The sequence below is a fragment of the Noviherbaspirillum album genome (assembly GCF_035916955.1).
GTDB lineage: Bacteria > Pseudomonadota > Gammaproteobacteria > Burkholderiales > Burkholderiaceae_D > Noviherbaspirillum > Noviherbaspirillum album.
Genome location: NZ_JAWIIV010000010.1, coordinates 30,833 through 44,930 on the forward strand (window position 1 = coordinate 30,833; position 14,098 = coordinate 44,930).

Here is a 14,098-nt window from a genome sequence, read left to right on the forward strand (position 1 = left end):
CGATACGGTAAGTTAGGCTTTGATCTTGAAAGAGTCGATATAGGCCTTGGGATTCTTGCCGTCCCAGACCGTACCGTCGATCAGCTTCGAGGTGCGCATCGCATCCTTTGGCACGCTCGCCTTCGCCATGCTGGCCGCATCCTTGTAGAGGTCGATCTGGTTGATCTGCCTGGCGACCGCGAGATAGTCGACGTCTTCCTTGAGCAGGCCCCAGCGCTTGTGCTGCGTAAGGAACCACATGCCATCTGACAGGTACGGAAAATTCACCGCGCCGTCGTTGTAGAACTTCATGTAGTTTGGATCGTCCCAGGTCTTGCCGAGGCCATTCTGGTAACGGCCGAGGATGCGCTGGTTGATCACGTCGACCGAGGTGTTCACATAGGACTTGTCGGCGATGATCTCGGCCATCTTGTTCTTGTTGGTGAGGCCGGCGTCGATCCACTTGCTGGCTTCCAGCACGGCGGCGGTCATCGCGCGCGCGGTATTCGGGTATTTCTTGACGAAGTCGGCGGTGGTGCCGAGCACCTTCTCCGGATGATCCCTCCAGATGTCCTGCGTGGTGACGCCGGTGATGCCGATGCCGTCGGCGATCGCACGATGGCCCCAGGGTTCGCCGACGCAATAGCCGTCCATGTTACCGACCCGCATGTTGGCCACCATCTGAGGCGGCGGCACGGTGATGATCTTGGCATCCTTCATCGGGTTGATGCCGTAGCTGGCCAGCCAGTAATACAGCCACATTGCATGGGTGCCGGTCGGGAATGTCTGCGCGAAGATGTATTCGCGTTTCTCGGTCTGCATCAGCTTGGCCAGCGACGCACCGTCGACCGCGCCCTTGTCGGACAGCTTCTTCGACAGCGTGATGGCCTGGCCGTTGTTATTGAGTGTCATCAGCATGGCCATGTCCTTCTTCGGGCCGCTGACGCCGAGGTGAACGCCATAGATGAGGCCATACAGCACATGCGCCGCATCGAGTTCGCCGTTGACGAGCTTGTCGCGCACGCCTGCCCAGGAGGCTTCCTTGGTCGGGGTGATCTTGATGCCGTATTTCTTGTCGAAGCCGAGGACGGATGCCATCACGACGGATGCGCAATCGGTCAGCGGAATGAAGCCGATCTTGACCTCTTCCTTTTCCGGCTTGTCGGAACCGGCAGCCCATGCGCCTTGCGTGGCCAATCCACCGAATGCGCCGGCTGTGACTGCTGCGCCCGCCTTGATGATGCTGCGACGGGTCAAATTGGTGCTGCTTTCTTTTTTTGTCATGATTTCCTCATGCATTGATTTGAATCCGGCAAAAAGAAAAGGCGTCCGGGCAGCATGAGCGCTAGCTCATCTTGCCTCGGACGCCTTTGTCCAAAATGTCTCGACCACCATTGGTCGAAACACCCTACTAATCGTTGTGCCATCCTTGGCACATCAGGATTGTTTGCAATCCCTGTGCCAACCCGTCCTGGTGCTTATTTCCCGAATTTGATTTTGAACAGCACGTTTTCCGCACCCTGTTTGTGCACCGCATTAAAACGGGGCGGTGCATGCCGCATTTAAAGGAGCAGGTCCGCCACGTCGATCATGCGCTGCGCCACTTCGGACAGCTTGAGATTCTTGTCCATGGCCAGCCGGCGCAGCTTGCGATAGGCATCATCCTCGCTGCAATGATGCCGTTCCATCAGCAGGCCCTTTGCCCGCTCAATCAGCTTGCGCTCGGCCAGCTTGAGCTTGGTCTCCGACAGTTCATGACGCAGTTTCTGGTCGACTTCGAAGCGGGCCAGCGCAACGTCGAGCACCGCCTTGACCCGCTCGGCGGACAGGCCGGCCACCACATAGGCGGAGACACCGGCCTCGATGGCCGCGTGCATCTTGTCCTTGTCCTTGTCCTCGGTGAAGCAGACGATGGCGCGCCTGTCATTCGCGGTGGCAGCGACCACCTTCTTCAGCGCGGCGTCCGACTGTTCGTCGACGATGATGACGTCCGGCTGCAGCTGGGCGATCTGGTCTTCGAGATCGGCATCCGGCGGCAGCGCGGCCAGGATGTTGTAGCCGCCTTCCAGCAATCCGATGCGCAGCGCCCGCGCCCGCTCGGCCTGGACCTGCGCCGCGTGGCCTGCTCCTTCAGGCGCGACCAGGGAATTGATTACGACGATTTTCAGCTGTTTGGAGTCGGTCATGCTTTACCTTTAGTGGAGTTCCCTCGGTGGACTTCCATTCCTGCCTGTCTCAGTGTTTCAGCGTTTCAGTTCAGTCATGGTTGTGTGTAACGGAATCCTTCTTTGGAGTTCCTTTAAAATAGAGCTTTGCACCCCAAGCTTTGCAAGAAGCTTGCCATCTTCCATTTCTCCCATGATCGTTCTCGGCGTCGAATCCTCCTGCGATGAAACCGGCCTGGCGTTGTATGACACGCAACGCGGCCTGCTCGCACATGCCCTCCATTCGCAAGTCGCCATGCATGAGCAGTACGGCGGCGTGGTGCCGGAACTGGCTTCGCGCGACCATATCCGCCGCGCCATTCCGCTGCTCGAGCAGGTGATGGACAAGGCCGGGGTCACGCGCGATACCATCGACGCCATCGCCTATACCCAGGGCCCCGGCCTGGCGGGCGCACTGCTGGTGGGCGCCTCGATCGCCTGCGGGCTCGGACTGTCCATGGACAAGCCGGTGCTCGGCGTGCATCACCTCGAAGGCCATCTGCTGTCGCCGCTCCTGGCGGGGGAGCGCCCGGAATTTCCTTTCATTGCCTTGTTGATATCGGGCGGCCATACGCAGCTGATGCAGGTCGACGGCGTCGGCCAGTACACGCTGCTGGGCGAAACGCTGGATGACGCGGCGGGTGAAGCTTTCGACAAGTCGGCGAAGCTGCTCGGCCTCGGCTATCCGGGCGGGCCGGCGATATCGCGCCTGGCGGAGTTCGGCGATTCGGATGTGCACAAGCTGCCGCGTCCGATGCTGCATTCGAAAGACCTGAACTTCAGCTTCTCCGGGCTCAAGACCGCGGTGCTGACGCTGGTGAGGAACCAGTCCACCAATATCTGCGAACAGGACAAGGCGCATATCGCCCGCGCCTTCGTCGACGCCATCGTGGAAGTGCTGGTGGCGAAATGCCTGGCCGCGCTCAAGCAGACCGGTCTCAAGCGGCTGGTGATCGCCGGCGGCGTCGGCGCCAACCGGCAGCTGCGCGACGCCCTGAATGCGGCCGCGCAGAAAAAACGTTTCCGGGTGTTTTACCCCGAGCTGGAATTTTGCACGGACAACGGTGCGATGATCGCCTTCGCCGGCGCGATGCGCCTGCAGATCAATCCCGATGCCGCCAAGCGCGACTATGCATTCAACGTGCGGCCGCGCTGGCCGCTGGATGAATTGAGGGTGATCTGAGCATCCCCTCCGCCGGGCTCCGGATAGCTCAATCGCCCGTAGGGGAAAGCTGGACTTCCCTGAAGATGGCGCCGTCGCCGGGGAAGCCGATGCCGGTCATGATGCCTTGGGCCATGCGGGCGGGATCGGTGCGCACGCTTTCGACCGGAATGCCGGGCAGCCAGAACGGGCTGCGCGTGCATCATTAGACGTAAAGCAATGGCAGCCGGAAGAAGCATGCCCGGTGCCTCACCGCCCTGCTTGATCAGGTCTTCTTGCTGCCGATCTTGCTTTCCTTGCCGGACATCAGATTGACGATGTTCTGGCGGTGACGATAAATGAGCAGGGCGCTCATCGCGGCGATTGCAAACAGCGCAGGCTGCAGGCCGAACAGCAGGCCGTAATAGAACGGTGCGAACACGCTGGCCACCAGCGCGGCGAGCGACGAGTAGCGGAATGCATAGGCGATCACGAGCCAGGTGACGATGGTGGCGAGGCCCAGCCAGCCGTTGATGCCGATCAGGACCCCGAGCAGCGTGGCGACGCCCTTGCCGCCGACGAAGCGGGCATACAGCGGCCACAGGTGACCGATGAAGGCGGCCAGCGCAACGAGCGCGATGCCGGTATCGTCGACACCGAAACGCGGCCCCAGCCACTGGGCCAGCCAGACGGCCAGCGTCCCCTTGAAGCCGTCGCCCAGCAGCGTCAGCGCGGCCGCGGCCTTGTTGCCGCTGCGCAGAACATTGGTGGCGCCCGGATTCTTCGAACCATAGGTGCGCGGGTCCGCAAGCCCGAACAGCTTGCTGCATACCACGGCAAACGACACCGAGCCGATCAGGTAGGCGGCGATGACAAACAATACGGTATTCATCCATTATCCTTTTTTATCTATTGGCCCCGGCCGCTTCCGTCTTTCCGGCACGGTCCGGCCGCCGCGAGTCCGGCGGGACACGAGCGTACGGCTTATTCTTCCAGTGCGCAGTTGACGGCCCGGGCCGAAAGCACCGCGGTCAGAATGTTCGGGTCGACGCCCACCAGGTAGCCGCGCCGTCCGCCGTTGATGTAAATCTTGTCGAGCGCCAGGATGCTTTCCTCGACGTAGACCGGCATCGCCTTCCGGGTGCCGAACGGCGAGGTGCCGCCGATCAGATAGCCGGAATGCCGGTTCGCCACATCGGGCTTGCAGGGTTCGACCGACTTGCAGCCGATCTGGCGCGCCAGGTTCTTGGTGGAGACCTTGCGGTCTCCATGCATCAGCACCACCAGCGGCTTGGCAGCCTCGTCCTGCATGATCAGGGTCTTGACGACATGATGCTCGTCGACACCCAGTTCGCGCGCCGACACCGTCGTGCCGCCGTGCTCTTCATAGGTATAGGGATGTTCGGTAAAGGCGATACCCTGGCGCCGCAGGAATTGCGTCGCGGGAGTTTCCGAAATATGTTCTTTTTTTGCCATGGCGCAGGTAATCAAAATGCGGAGCACATTATGCAGCAAGGGACTGCGTTGCGGTACCGCCGCCGCGCCGTCTTGCCGGCCGGCCGCAACGAGAACCTGCCGATTTCTCAACAACACTCAGGCTTGATCAATATCAACAATTCCGAAGTTCAGGCCGATGATTGGATGCTGCGATGCCGCACGCATGGTAAAACTGCTTCTGCAAATATTTCACATGAAAAACATTAGTTTCCATAAGCTACTGAAAATGCAGGGAAAAATGCATTCGAGAAATGAAAATGCATTGTAGAAACCCTATTTTGTGCAGCGCACCAAATAGTGCTTGACTTGCCAACTGCGTCCTTTAGAATTCGTTTTATTGCAGCGCACAATAAATCCTGTGAGCTGACTCAACCATATCTCACCAAGGAGTTCTTCATGTTTACCGTTCCTGAACAGTTTTCCGCAGCAGCCAAAGCCAATTTCGAAGCGCAGCTGGCTCTCTTCACCACATTGACCGGCAAGGCTTTCGAGAGCGTCGAGAAAATCGTCGACCTGAACCTGAACGTCGCCAAGGCCTCGCTTGAAGATTCCTCGATCACCGCGAAGCAGCTTCTGTCGGCGAAGGATCCGCAGGAATTCTTTTCCCTGACCGCTGCCCAGGCGCAGCCGTCCGCCGCCAAGGCAATCGCCTACGGCCGCCATCTGGCAGGCATCACCACCACGGCACAAGCCGAATTCGCACGCATCACCGAAGAGCAGATCGCTGAAACCGGCCGCAAGGTTTCCGCCCTGGTCGACGACGTGTCGAAGAATGCGCCGGCAGGTTCGGAAAACGTGGTCGCCCTGTTCAAGAATGCGATCGGCAGCGCCAATGCCGGTTACGAACAATTCAGCAAGACCACCAAGCAAGCCGTGGAAGTCATGGAAGCGAATGTGAATTCGGCCGTTTCCCAGTTTTCGCAAGCCGTGGAAAAGACAGCAGCCGCCGGCCGTGCACGCAAGTAATCGACGCCATTCCTGAGTCCGCACTTGGGAAATAAAAACGGGCCGCAGACATGCGGCCCGTTTCATTTTGAGGCGTCCATTTTTTGTCAAGTATGGCTGCTTGCCGTCGGCGCCCGGCATCGCCCGGCATCGCCCGGCGATGATGCGCTCGATGCGGGTACACTTCAGATGATCTCTCCGCGCCACTGATGTAGTGGTCCATGCGCTTGCGGACAGGCTCAGGAAAGGATCATTGAGCCAGTGCGGCAAGCGCGGCTGTTCGGCCCAGGCGGGCAATGCGATCTGCGCCGCAATGGCAGCGACCTGACCTAACCGCGAAGGTTACGTACCTCACAAAAGAAAAGATTCAAAGACGCGACACCATGTAGGTCGCCGTAAAGGTCGCCACTACCAGCATGATGTAGGAGAGAGTCCGCAAGGTTTCCATGATCGAGGTCCCGAAAAAGCCAAGTGGATTTACTCTAGCAACACGTCACTCGCGACAAATTGACGGTAAGCAAGGTTTTGTCGTCTCAATTGCAGGTTTGCGTTAAATCCATTCTTCACATGGCAATGCCGGCAGTGGTCGAGGCGGTAGCGTTCAACCCCGCGGATGATGTTCGGCGTGCAGCTTCTTCAGGCGTTCGCGGGCCACGTGCGTATAGATTTGCGTGGTCGAGATATCGGCATGTCCCAGCAGCATTTGGACCACGCGCAGATCCGCGCCGTGGTTGAGCAGGTGCGTTGCGAATGCGTGGCGCAAGGTGTGCGGGGACAGCGGCGCATTGATTTCGGCCTTGAGCGCATGCTTCTTGATGAGGGTCCAGAACATCTGGCGCGTCATTGCCGCGCCGCGCGCGGTGACGAAAAGGGCATCGTCCATCTGACCGTTCAGGATCACCGGACGCCCTTCCTTCAGATAGCGCTCTATCCATGAGCGCGCCTCATCGCCAAAAGGTACCAGCCGCGTCTTGGCCCCTTTGCCGGTGACGCGCAGCACGCCTTCGTTCATGCCGAGTTCCATGGTCTTGAGCAGGACCAGTTCCGACACGCGCAGTCCGCTGGCGTACATCAATTCGAGCATGGTGCGGTCGCGCAGGCCCAATGGCGTATTGATGTCCGGTGCGCCGAGCAAGGCTTCCACCTGCATTTCCGACAATACCTTCGGCGTGCGCGGCGGCTGCTTCGCGGATTTCAGCTTCATGCATGGGTCGACATGAATGCGGCTCTGCCGCAATGCCATCTGGTAGAAGCGCTTCAGGACAGCGAGCCGCCGGTTGGCGGAAGTCGCCTTGGTCTCGGCATGGCGTGCGGCGAAGTAGGCATTGATGTCTTCCGCCTGCGCCGCATGCAGCAGCTTGCCGCGCTGGCTTTCAAGCCAGATGCTGAACAGCGACATGTCGCGCCGGTAGGCATCCAGCGTGTTCCGGGACAAGCCGTCTTCCAGCCAGAGCGTATCGCAGAATTCGTCGATGGCGGCCTGGTTGTTCGCCCGCAGGTCGCTCATCGATATGCCTTGACGCCCTCGTGCGCCAGCAGCCAGCGCTTGACGCCGAGATGGAAGCCGGTCTCGTCGTCATGGTTGGAAAAGCCGCCCAGTCCGCCCGAGGCCGTGACTCGATGGCATGGCACCACCAATGGAAACCAGTTGGCGCCGCAGGCCTGCCCGACCGCGCGCGGTGCGGACCTGATCAGCTTGGCAACTTGGCCATAAGTCAGCACTTCGCCGCGGGGAATGGAAGAAATCGCACCCCACACCCTGCGCTGGAACTCCGTTCCCACGGCGGCCAGTGCGAGATCGAAACGGAAATCCGGATCCTGCAGGTAATGCTCGACCTGCCGCGCCGCCTGCTCGGAGAGGGCATCGGCGGGCGCTTTCTCATTGAAGCTGGGCGGCAGATAGACGAATTCCCGCACCAGACCGGCTTCGGTCCGGATGCCGACGGCGCCCCAGGGCGCCTCGACAACGGCGGAAAACTGCGGATGGCTTTGCGATGGATTCATGCCGCTAGGATAAATCAAAGCCGCCGTGTTTCGAAGCATCCACTGAAAAGCCTGCGGCATTCCACACGTCGCCGTCGTATTACTGCAAATACAAAACCGGCGCATTCCTTGCGAAATGCGCCGGTTCTGTTTTCGGGAAAAACCTTTATCGGCCCTTCCCTACCTTGGCACGGGCTTATTCCTCGAAAGCTTCCTCGCGCTTCTTGCGCAGCGATGGCAGCAGCACCACCGCCATGGCCAGCGCCGACAGGATCAGCATCGTCGCGCTGATCGGACGCTCCAGGAACACCATCGGATCGCTACGCGACAGCAACAGGGCGCGGCGCAGATACTCTTCCATCATCGGGCCGATGATGAAGCCCAGCAGCATCGGCGCAGCTTCCATTTCCAGCTTGCTGCAGATATAGCCGAAAAAGCCGAAGGCCGCCATCATGAACACATCGAACTCGGAGTTGTTCAGACTGAACACGCCGATCGCGCAGAACACCAGAATACCCGGGTACAGGAAATGGTACGGCACCATGATCATGCGTACCCACAAGCCGATCATCGGCAGGTTCAGCACCACCAGGAAGAAGTTGCCGATCCACATCGAGGCGATAATGCCCCAGAACAGCGCCGGCTGTTCCGTCATCACCGCTGGTCCGGGCTGGATGCCCTGGATGATCATGGCGCCGATCATCAGCGCCATCACGGGGTTCGACGGAATACCCAGCGTGAGCATCGGGATGAAGGAAGTCTGCGCGCCGGCATTGTTGGCCGACTCGGGAGCTGCCACGCCTTCGATCGCGCCCTTGCCGAACTGGGCCGAGTTCTTGGAGATCTTTTTCTCGATCGAGTAAGCCGCGAACGACGACAGCATCGCGCCGCCGCCGGGCAGAATGCCGAGCATCGAGCCCAGTGCCGTGCCGCGCAGCACGGGAGCGATGATGCGCTTCAAGTCATCCTTGCTCGGCATCAGGCCTTCGATCTTCTTCATGACGACCGAACGGGTTTCCTGACGCTCGAGGTTGGAAATGATTTCGCCCAGGCCGAACATACCCATGGCCACTACCACGAAGTTGATGCCGTCGGCCATCTGCGGCACGTCGAAGGTGTAGCGCGGCGTACCGGAGTTGACATCGGTGCCGATCAGGCCGAGCAGCAGGCCGAGAATGATCATGCCGATGGCGCGCAGCAGCGAACCGTGGGCCAGCACCACTGATGCGACCAGGCCGAGCACCATCAGCGAGAAGTATTCGGCGGGACCGAACTTCAGCGCCAGTTCCGCCAGCGGCGGCGCGAACAGCGCCAGCAGCACGGTGGCGACCGAACCGGCGAAGAACGAGCCGAGTGCGGCAGTCGCCAGCGCCTTGCCGGCATGGCCGTTGCGAGCCATCTGGTAGCCGTCGATGGCGGTCACCACCGAGGATGCCTCGCCGGGAAGGTTGACCAGGATGGCAGTGGTGGAACCGCCGTACTGGGCGCCGTAATAGATGCCGGCCAGCATGATCAGCGACGAGATCGGCGACAGCGAGAACGTGATCGGCAAGAGCATGGCGATCGTCGCGGTCGGGCCGAGTCCGGGCAGCACGCCGATGGCGGTGCCGAGGAACACGCCGATCAGGCAGTACATCAGGTTGGACAGGTTCAGGGCGGTATCGAAACCAAGGGCAAGATTGCTGAGAATTTCCATGTTGCGTCTTTCCTTAGATACCGAACCAGTTGCCGATAATGGGCATCGGCAGACCCAGGCCTTTGACAAAGACCAGAGAGCAGAAGATTGCCATTCCGACCGCCACCATCAGGTAGGAGGCGACCTTGAACTTGATGCTGGCCAGGCCGCTGAGCATGACCATCAGGATGATGGCGATAGGCAAGCCGGCGCCACGTACAAGGAAACCAAAGAGGACGGTGGCGCCAATCACGAGAAACATGCCCTTGAGCGTGAATCCGGTAATTGCTTCACCTTGCCTGAACATCGATCGCACGATGCCGATGGCGCCGAGAACGACCAGCATTGAACCTAGGATGGTCGGGAAGTAAGCCGGCCCCATGCGGCCCGCAGTGCCCATTGAATAATCACGGCCGATCAGCACGGCCGCGAGGCCGAAGCCGATGAAGATTGCCCCTGACCAGAAGTCCTTGGGGTTGCGGATGAACGATGCCACAGTAGTCTCCTTTTCGATTTTTGCAGTCATTGCTTAGCATTGTCTCTGGCATAGCTGCGAAATGCCTGGCCATCGGCGGAAGCGAAAGCCAGATACAGCAGGTATGCATCCTGCGCACTAAGGCAAGTGTGCAAGTGTCTTACCAGGATGTGTTGCTAGACATGCATGTCATGATGAGCTTGAAAATACTATGCCTGCATCTGTTAATTCAGGCAACGTAAATTATCAATATGGCCTTCTGCGAAGCGGTGCTTCAATCGCGGGGGATGCATCGATCCCCCGTTTGAGCATCCCGCGCAGAATGCTGGCGCGGACTCATGCCAGACTCACTTGACCAGTACGACCGGTGCATCCGCCAAGTGAATGATCCGGCTCGCGACCGAGCCAACCAGCAGTCCGCCGAGCGCGGACAGACCCCGCGTGCCGATCACGATCTCATCGCAATTCTGCTCGCCGGCGAAGCGGGCTATAACTTCCGCCGGCTGGCCTACGAACAGATGCTGAGAAAACGGAACTCCTCCTGCCTTGAGCGCATCGGCGGCGCCTGTGAGCACCTTCATGCCTTCATCATGGTGATATTGCTTTACCTGGTCTGCACTGACAAAACCGGCAGCGCTGCCATGCAGCGGATACTGCACATTGACCAGTTCGATCTGGTATTGGTCTTTTGCCGCCGAGGACCGCTTGATCACATGCTGCACTGCACGCATCGAGTTTTCCGAGCCGTCGACCGCCAATAGAATCTTGAACATCGCCTTCTCCATCAAGTTGAGAGAACCAGTCATTCATTGCGGACGCCGCGTTGCAGCATCCGCTTTCTTGTTATTTGTTGCCGGTTTCGCTGGAATGCTTGGGATCGGCAAGGTCTTCCAGTACCGGCTGCTTGGCTCGCATGCGCGCCGCCAGTAGCTTGCCGACAGCGACGACGAGCAGTGCGCCGGCGATCGGGCCGATCCAGCTGGCTGTGGGCATGTTCGCCGCAAACCAGTCTTTCACCGAGACATCGCTGACCGCCATACCGCCGGCAATCCAGCCGAGCAGCGCGCCGCCGGCCACGATAACGAAGGGGAAGCGGTCCATCAGCTTGATGACCAGCTGGCTGCCCAGCATGATGATCGGGATGCTGAGCAGCAGGCCGAAGACGATCAGGAACTTGCTGTCGCCTGCGGCGCCGGCGATGGCAATCACATTGTCCAGGCTCATGACCGCGTCCGCGACGATGATGGTCTTGATCGCTGCAGCCAGAGTGGCGCCGGCTTCGATATTGTGACCACCCTCATCCGGCTCTGGCAGCAGCAGCTTGATACCGATCCAGAGCAGCAGGACCGCGCCGACCAGTTTCAGATAGGGAACGGCGAGCAGGGTAACCGCGAACATGATAAGCACGACGCGCAGGCCGATCGCTCCGGCCATGCCCCACAGGATGCCCAGCCGGCGCTGATGCTCGGGCAGGCGACGGCATGCCAGGCCGATGACGACGGCATTGTCGCCGCCGAGCACGATATCAATTGCAACAATTTGCAGAACGGCTACCCAAAACTGGGGATTACTGAAGTCCATGATTACCTCTGGTGCGGAAGGGTTGTGGAAGACATGACGCAAGCCGGTTTCAGCCTCCCGCAGGGAAAGTCATGTCAGATGAGCAAGAATACCTGCCGCATCATAATAGCCGCGAGAGTATACAAGACGGCAACATCTGATTATTCGATGATTTTCTGCGGAAAAAACGCAGCTCAACTGCATGATGGGACTGCTGTGGACGAATGACGTTTCGCGTTCTGCCCGTCACAACGAAAACTATTCTGTGAGCCGATGCGGCTTAACCGCATCGGCTTGGTCTTGCAGGACTGAATGCCGGCTGATCAGCTGCCGTCGAACTTGATGTTTTGCTTCTTGACCAGAGTACTCATCTTCTCCAGTTCCGCCTTGATTTCGGCGGCATGCTCTGCCGGCGAATTGCCGACCGGCTCGGCGCCGCTTTGCATCAGGCGCTCTCGCACTTCCGGCATCGCCAGTACTTTCACCGCGGCGGCATTGATCTTCTTGATGATGTCGTCCGGAGTTTTCGGCGGCGCAACCAGGCCGTACCATGCGGGATCATTGACCTGCTTGAGGCCGAGTTCAGCGAAAGTCGGCACGTTCGGCAGGGAATCAAGGCGCTTGTTCCATGCGATCGCAAACGGCTTGAGCTTGCCAGCCTGGATATGCGACATCGACGACGGGAGGTTGTCGAACATCATGTCGACCTGGCCGCCAAGCAGGTCATTGACCGCCGGACCCGCTCCGCGATAAGGAATATGCAGGATGAAGGTGCCGGTGGAAAGCTTGAACTGCTCGCCCACCATGTGCTGGATGCTGCAGGTGCCGGAGGTGGCATAGTTGAGCTTGCCCGGGTTCTTCTTCACGTGCTCCAGGAAACCCTTGAAATCCTGAGCGGGAAACTTGGGATTGACGGTCAGCACGTTAGGCGTGCGCGCAAGGTTGGTGATGGGCGCAAAGTCGGTCAGAGGGTTATAGCCGAGCTTGGAATTGCACGCCGGATTGACCGCGTGCGTGGACACCGTGGAAATGCCAATGGTGTAGCCGTCCGGATCTGCCTTGGAGATCGCGGTTGCGCCGATGCTGCCGCCGCCGCCGCCGCGGTTCTCGATCACGACGGCCTGGCCAAGCTCCTTGCCGAGCTTGTCGCCGACCACGCGAGCAACGATGTCAGTCGTGCCGCCCGGAGCGAAAGGTACGATCAACCGGATCGGTTTGTTGGGATAGGTTTGCGCGTAGGCGCTTGTCGCGACGGCAAACGATGCAACGACTGGCACGAGTAGCTGGTGTAACTTCATTGTTGGTCTCCTGTTTTAAACACCCTGATTGGCAGACCGCCCGGTGGACTGCATGGTGAACTGCTTGGGGGTCCGATCATTCCTGCAATGGGACATGCCTGCGCTGCGGCGAGCATGCGTGGTTCGAAGTATAAGCGCTTCAGGCAATTTCCTTGTTCCGCTTCCGCAGGGAAGCAACCGGCCTACCGAAACCCGGCACCGTTAGTCTCCTTGTTGATCGACGAAATCAGATCCTTGCCGATGCGGCTTTCCATTTCCTTCTGGACCGGCAGCAATGCCTTGCGCCACTCCTCCCTTTCCTTCTCATTGAGCACGTAAACCACGGACTTGCCGCTCTTTCTGACTGCGTTCAGGGCGGCGTCGTTTTCCTGCTGGGCAATCGCATTTGCATAGCGGGTGGCTTCTTTCATCGCGTTTTCCAGCGCGCTGCGGATGTCGGTCGGCAATCCGTCCCAGAATTTCCTGTTGACGATGACCGCGTAACCCAGGTAGCCGTGGTTGGATACGGTCACGTGCTTTTGCACCTCGTGCATTTTCTGGGTGTAGAGATTGGACGGCGGATTTTCCGTGCCGTCCACGACGCCCGTCTGCAGGGCCTGGTAGACATCGGAAAAGCCGAGCACCTGGGGATTGGCGCCGAGCGCACGCATCTGCGCATCCAGCACCTTGGACGACTGGATGCGCATGTTGAGGCCCTTGAAGTCGGCGGGCAACTTCAACGGCTTGTTGGCGGACATGACCTTGAACCCATTGTCCCAATACGCCAGCCCGGTGATGCCCTTGGACTCCAGCTTCTTGAACAGGTCGCGCCCGATCGGTCCTTCCGTTACCCGGTACAGCGCCTCCTTGCTGGGAAACAGGTAGGGCAGATCGAAAATCTCGAATTCCTTCACGCCGAACGGACCGAACTTGGCAAGCGATGGCGCCAGCATCTGGGCGGCACCCAGCTGCAGCGCTTCCAATTCCTCCTTGTCCTTGTACAAGGTGCTGTTGGGATACACCTCTACCCTGACACGGCCTTTTGTTGCCGATTCGGCAAGCTGCTTGAAGCGCTCGGCGGCCTTTCCCTTCGGCGTGTCGCTGGTCACCACATGGCTGAACTTGATGACGATGGGGGCGTCGGCGAGCGCCTCGGCATTCATTGCCAGCGCGGCCGCCAGGGCCATTACCAGGGCTTTGAATTGCATGAGCGTCTCCGGAAGCGCAATGTGCTGCTATACATCCGCCGATTTTCACCAAGCGATATACATCTGGCAAGTGTGGTTAACCACAACAGCCGCCGCACAACCGCCGTCATCGGACCCGCGCACGCGATTCATGGCCCGCCTTGCAGGTTGTCCG

The 14,098-nt window shown here is 59.5% G+C and carries 15 protein-coding genes; 3 read left to right on the forward strand and 12 right to left on the reverse strand.

The features are described from left to right. Positions 1 to 12: 12 nt before the first annotated feature. Together RY831_RS13470 and RY831_RS13475 are read right to left on the reverse strand one after the other, a co-directional pair. On the reverse strand, positions 13 to 1,263 hold the full coding sequence (locus RY831_RS13470) for a CmpA/NrtA family ABC transporter substrate-binding protein (RefSeq protein WP_326506873.1): 1,251 nt from the start codon (positions 1,261 to 1,263) through the stop codon (positions 13 to 15). A gap of 278 nt (positions 1,264 to 1,541) precedes the next feature. Continuing rightward, complete coding sequence (locus RY831_RS13475; protein ID WP_326506874.1) at positions 1,542 to 2,165, reverse strand: ANTAR domain-containing response regulator; 624 nt, start codon at positions 2,163 to 2,165, stop codon at positions 1,542 to 1,544. A gap of 172 nt (positions 2,166 to 2,337) precedes the next feature. Here RY831_RS13475 and tsaD point away from each other — a divergent pair, with 172 nt between their 5' ends. Beyond that, positions 2,338 to 3,366: a tRNA (adenosine(37)-N6)-threonylcarbamoyltransferase complex transferase subunit TsaD gene (tsaD, locus tag RY831_RS13480; protein ID WP_326507047.1), complete on the forward strand. Its 1,029-nt coding sequence runs from the start codon at positions 2,338 to 2,340 to the stop codon at positions 3,364 to 3,366. Positions 3,367 to 3,610: 244 nt separating this feature from the next. Here the strand turns inward: tsaD and plsY are convergent, their stop codons facing one another. Together plsY and ybaK are read right to left on the reverse strand one after the other, a co-directional pair. After that, positions 3,611 to 4,216, reverse strand: coding sequence for a glycerol-3-phosphate 1-O-acyltransferase PlsY (plsY, locus tag RY831_RS13485; RefSeq protein ID WP_326506875.1), 606 nt, complete (start codon positions 4,214 to 4,216; stop codon positions 3,611 to 3,613). Positions 4,217 to 4,308: 92 nt separating this feature from the next. Further along, positions 4,309 to 4,800 carry a Cys-tRNA(Pro) deacylase gene (ybaK, locus tag RY831_RS13490; protein WP_326506876.1) on the reverse strand — a complete coding sequence of 164 codons (492 nt, stop codon included), beginning with the start codon at positions 4,798 to 4,800 and terminating at the stop codon, positions 4,309 to 4,311. A gap of 30 nt (positions 4,801 to 4,830) precedes the next feature. Here ybaK and RY831_RS13495 point away from each other — a divergent pair, with 30 nt between their 5' ends. Together RY831_RS13495 and RY831_RS13500 are read left to right on the forward strand one after the other, a co-directional pair. Further along, entirely contained in the window at positions 4,831 to 5,028 is a 198-nt protein-coding gene (locus RY831_RS13495) for a hypothetical protein (RefSeq protein WP_326506877.1), read from the forward strand. Positions 5,029 to 5,217: 189 nt separating this feature from the next. Beyond that, a complete protein-coding gene (locus RY831_RS13500; protein ID WP_326506878.1) occupies positions 5,218 to 5,787 on the forward strand; it encodes a phasin family protein in 570 nt (189 codons plus the stop codon). Positions 5,788 to 6,367: 580 nt separating this feature from the next. On the opposite strand, the gene xerD is transcribed toward RY831_RS13500, so the two are convergent. The 8 genes from xerD to RY831_RS13540 form a co-directional block, all read right to left on the reverse strand. Beyond that, a complete protein-coding gene (xerD, locus tag RY831_RS13505) occupies positions 6,368 to 7,273 on the reverse strand; it encodes a site-specific tyrosine recombinase XerD (protein ID WP_326506879.1) in 906 nt (301 codons plus the stop codon). Beyond that, positions 7,270 to 7,770, reverse strand: a complete 501-nt coding sequence (locus tag RY831_RS13510; RefSeq protein ID WP_326506880.1) for a methylated-DNA--[protein]-cysteine S-methyltransferase — start codon at positions 7,768 to 7,770, stop codon at positions 7,270 to 7,272. Before RY831_RS13510 ends, xerD begins: the two co-directional genes overlap by 4 nt. A 175-nt stretch (positions 7,771 to 7,945) precedes the next feature. Beyond that, positions 7,946 to 9,445, reverse strand: coding sequence for a tripartite tricarboxylate transporter permease (locus RY831_RS13515; protein ID WP_326506881.1), 1,500 nt, complete (start codon positions 9,443 to 9,445; stop codon positions 7,946 to 7,948). 13 nt (positions 9,446 to 9,458) lie between these two features. Continuing rightward, on the reverse strand, positions 9,459 to 9,920 hold the full coding sequence (locus tag RY831_RS13520; protein WP_326506882.1) for a tripartite tricarboxylate transporter TctB family protein: 462 nt from the start codon (positions 9,918 to 9,920) through the stop codon (positions 9,459 to 9,461). Positions 9,921 to 10,246: 326 nt separating this feature from the next. Then, entirely contained in the window at positions 10,247 to 10,672 is a 426-nt protein-coding gene (locus tag RY831_RS13525) for a universal stress protein (protein ID WP_326506883.1), read from the reverse strand. Positions 10,673 to 10,742: 70 nt separating this feature from the next. After that, a complete protein-coding gene (locus RY831_RS13530) occupies positions 10,743 to 11,480 on the reverse strand; it encodes a TerC family protein (RefSeq protein WP_326506884.1) in 738 nt (245 codons plus the stop codon). Positions 11,481 to 11,782: 302 nt separating this feature from the next. Further along, the gene (locus RY831_RS13535; RefSeq protein WP_326506885.1) at positions 11,783 to 12,757 is read right to left on the reverse strand and encodes a tripartite tricarboxylate transporter substrate binding protein BugE; all 975 of its coding nucleotides are present in this window, start codon (positions 12,755 to 12,757) and stop codon (positions 11,783 to 11,785) included. A 182-nt stretch (positions 12,758 to 12,939) separates the two neighbouring features. Next, entirely contained in the window at positions 12,940 to 13,944 is a 1,005-nt protein-coding gene (locus tag RY831_RS13540) for a TRAP transporter substrate-binding protein (protein ID WP_326506886.1), read from the reverse strand. Positions 13,945 to 14,098 lie beyond the last annotated feature (154 nt).

What these genes read in the sequence shown, in the direction of transcription:
- RY831_RS13470 (WP_326506873.1), bottom strand. Translation starts at nt 1,263, where the DNA reads ATGACAAAAAAAGAAAGCAGCACCAATTTGACCCGTCGCAGCATCATC.
- RY831_RS13475 (WP_326506874.1), bottom strand. Translation starts at nt 2,165, where the DNA reads ATGACCGACTCCAAACAGCTGAAAATCGTCGTAATCAATTCCCTGGTC.
- tsaD (WP_326507047.1), top strand. Translation starts at nt 2,338, where the DNA reads ATGATCGTTCTCGGCGTCGAATCCTCCTGCGATGAAACCGGCCTGGCG.
- plsY (WP_326506875.1), bottom strand. Translation starts at nt 4,216, where the DNA reads ATGAATACCGTATTGTTTGTCATCGCCGCCTACCTGATCGGCTCGGTG.
- ybaK (WP_326506876.1), bottom strand. Translation starts at nt 4,800, where the DNA reads ATGGCAAAAAAAGAACATATTTCGGAAACTCCCGCGACGCAATTCCTG.
- RY831_RS13495 (WP_326506877.1), top strand. Translation starts at nt 4,831, where the DNA reads ATGCAGCAAGGGACTGCGTTGCGGTACCGCCGCCGCGCCGTCTTGCCG.
- RY831_RS13500 (WP_326506878.1), top strand. Translation starts at nt 5,218, where the DNA reads ATGTTTACCGTTCCTGAACAGTTTTCCGCAGCAGCCAAAGCCAATTTC.
- xerD (WP_326506879.1), bottom strand. Translation starts at nt 7,273, where the DNA reads ATGAGCGACCTGCGGGCGAACAACCAGGCCGCCATCGACGAATTCTGC.
- RY831_RS13510 (WP_326506880.1), bottom strand. Translation starts at nt 7,770, where the DNA reads ATGAATCCATCGCAAAGCCATCCGCAGTTTTCCGCCGTTGTCGAGGCG.
- RY831_RS13515 (WP_326506881.1), bottom strand. Translation starts at nt 9,445, where the DNA reads ATGGAAATTCTCAGCAATCTTGCCCTTGGTTTCGATACCGCCCTGAAC.
- RY831_RS13525 (WP_326506883.1), bottom strand. Translation starts at nt 10,672, where the DNA reads ATGTTCAAGATTCTATTGGCGGTCGACGGCTCGGAAAACTCGATGCGT.
- RY831_RS13530 (WP_326506884.1), bottom strand. Translation starts at nt 11,480, where the DNA reads ATGGACTTCAGTAATCCCCAGTTTTGGGTAGCCGTTCTGCAAATTGTT.
- RY831_RS13535 (WP_326506885.1), bottom strand. Translation starts at nt 12,757, where the DNA reads ATGAAGTTACACCAGCTACTCGTGCCAGTCGTTGCATCGTTTGCCGTC.
- RY831_RS13540 (WP_326506886.1), bottom strand. Translation starts at nt 13,944, where the DNA reads ATGCAATTCAAAGCCCTGGTAATGGCCCTGGCGGCCGCGCTGGCAATG.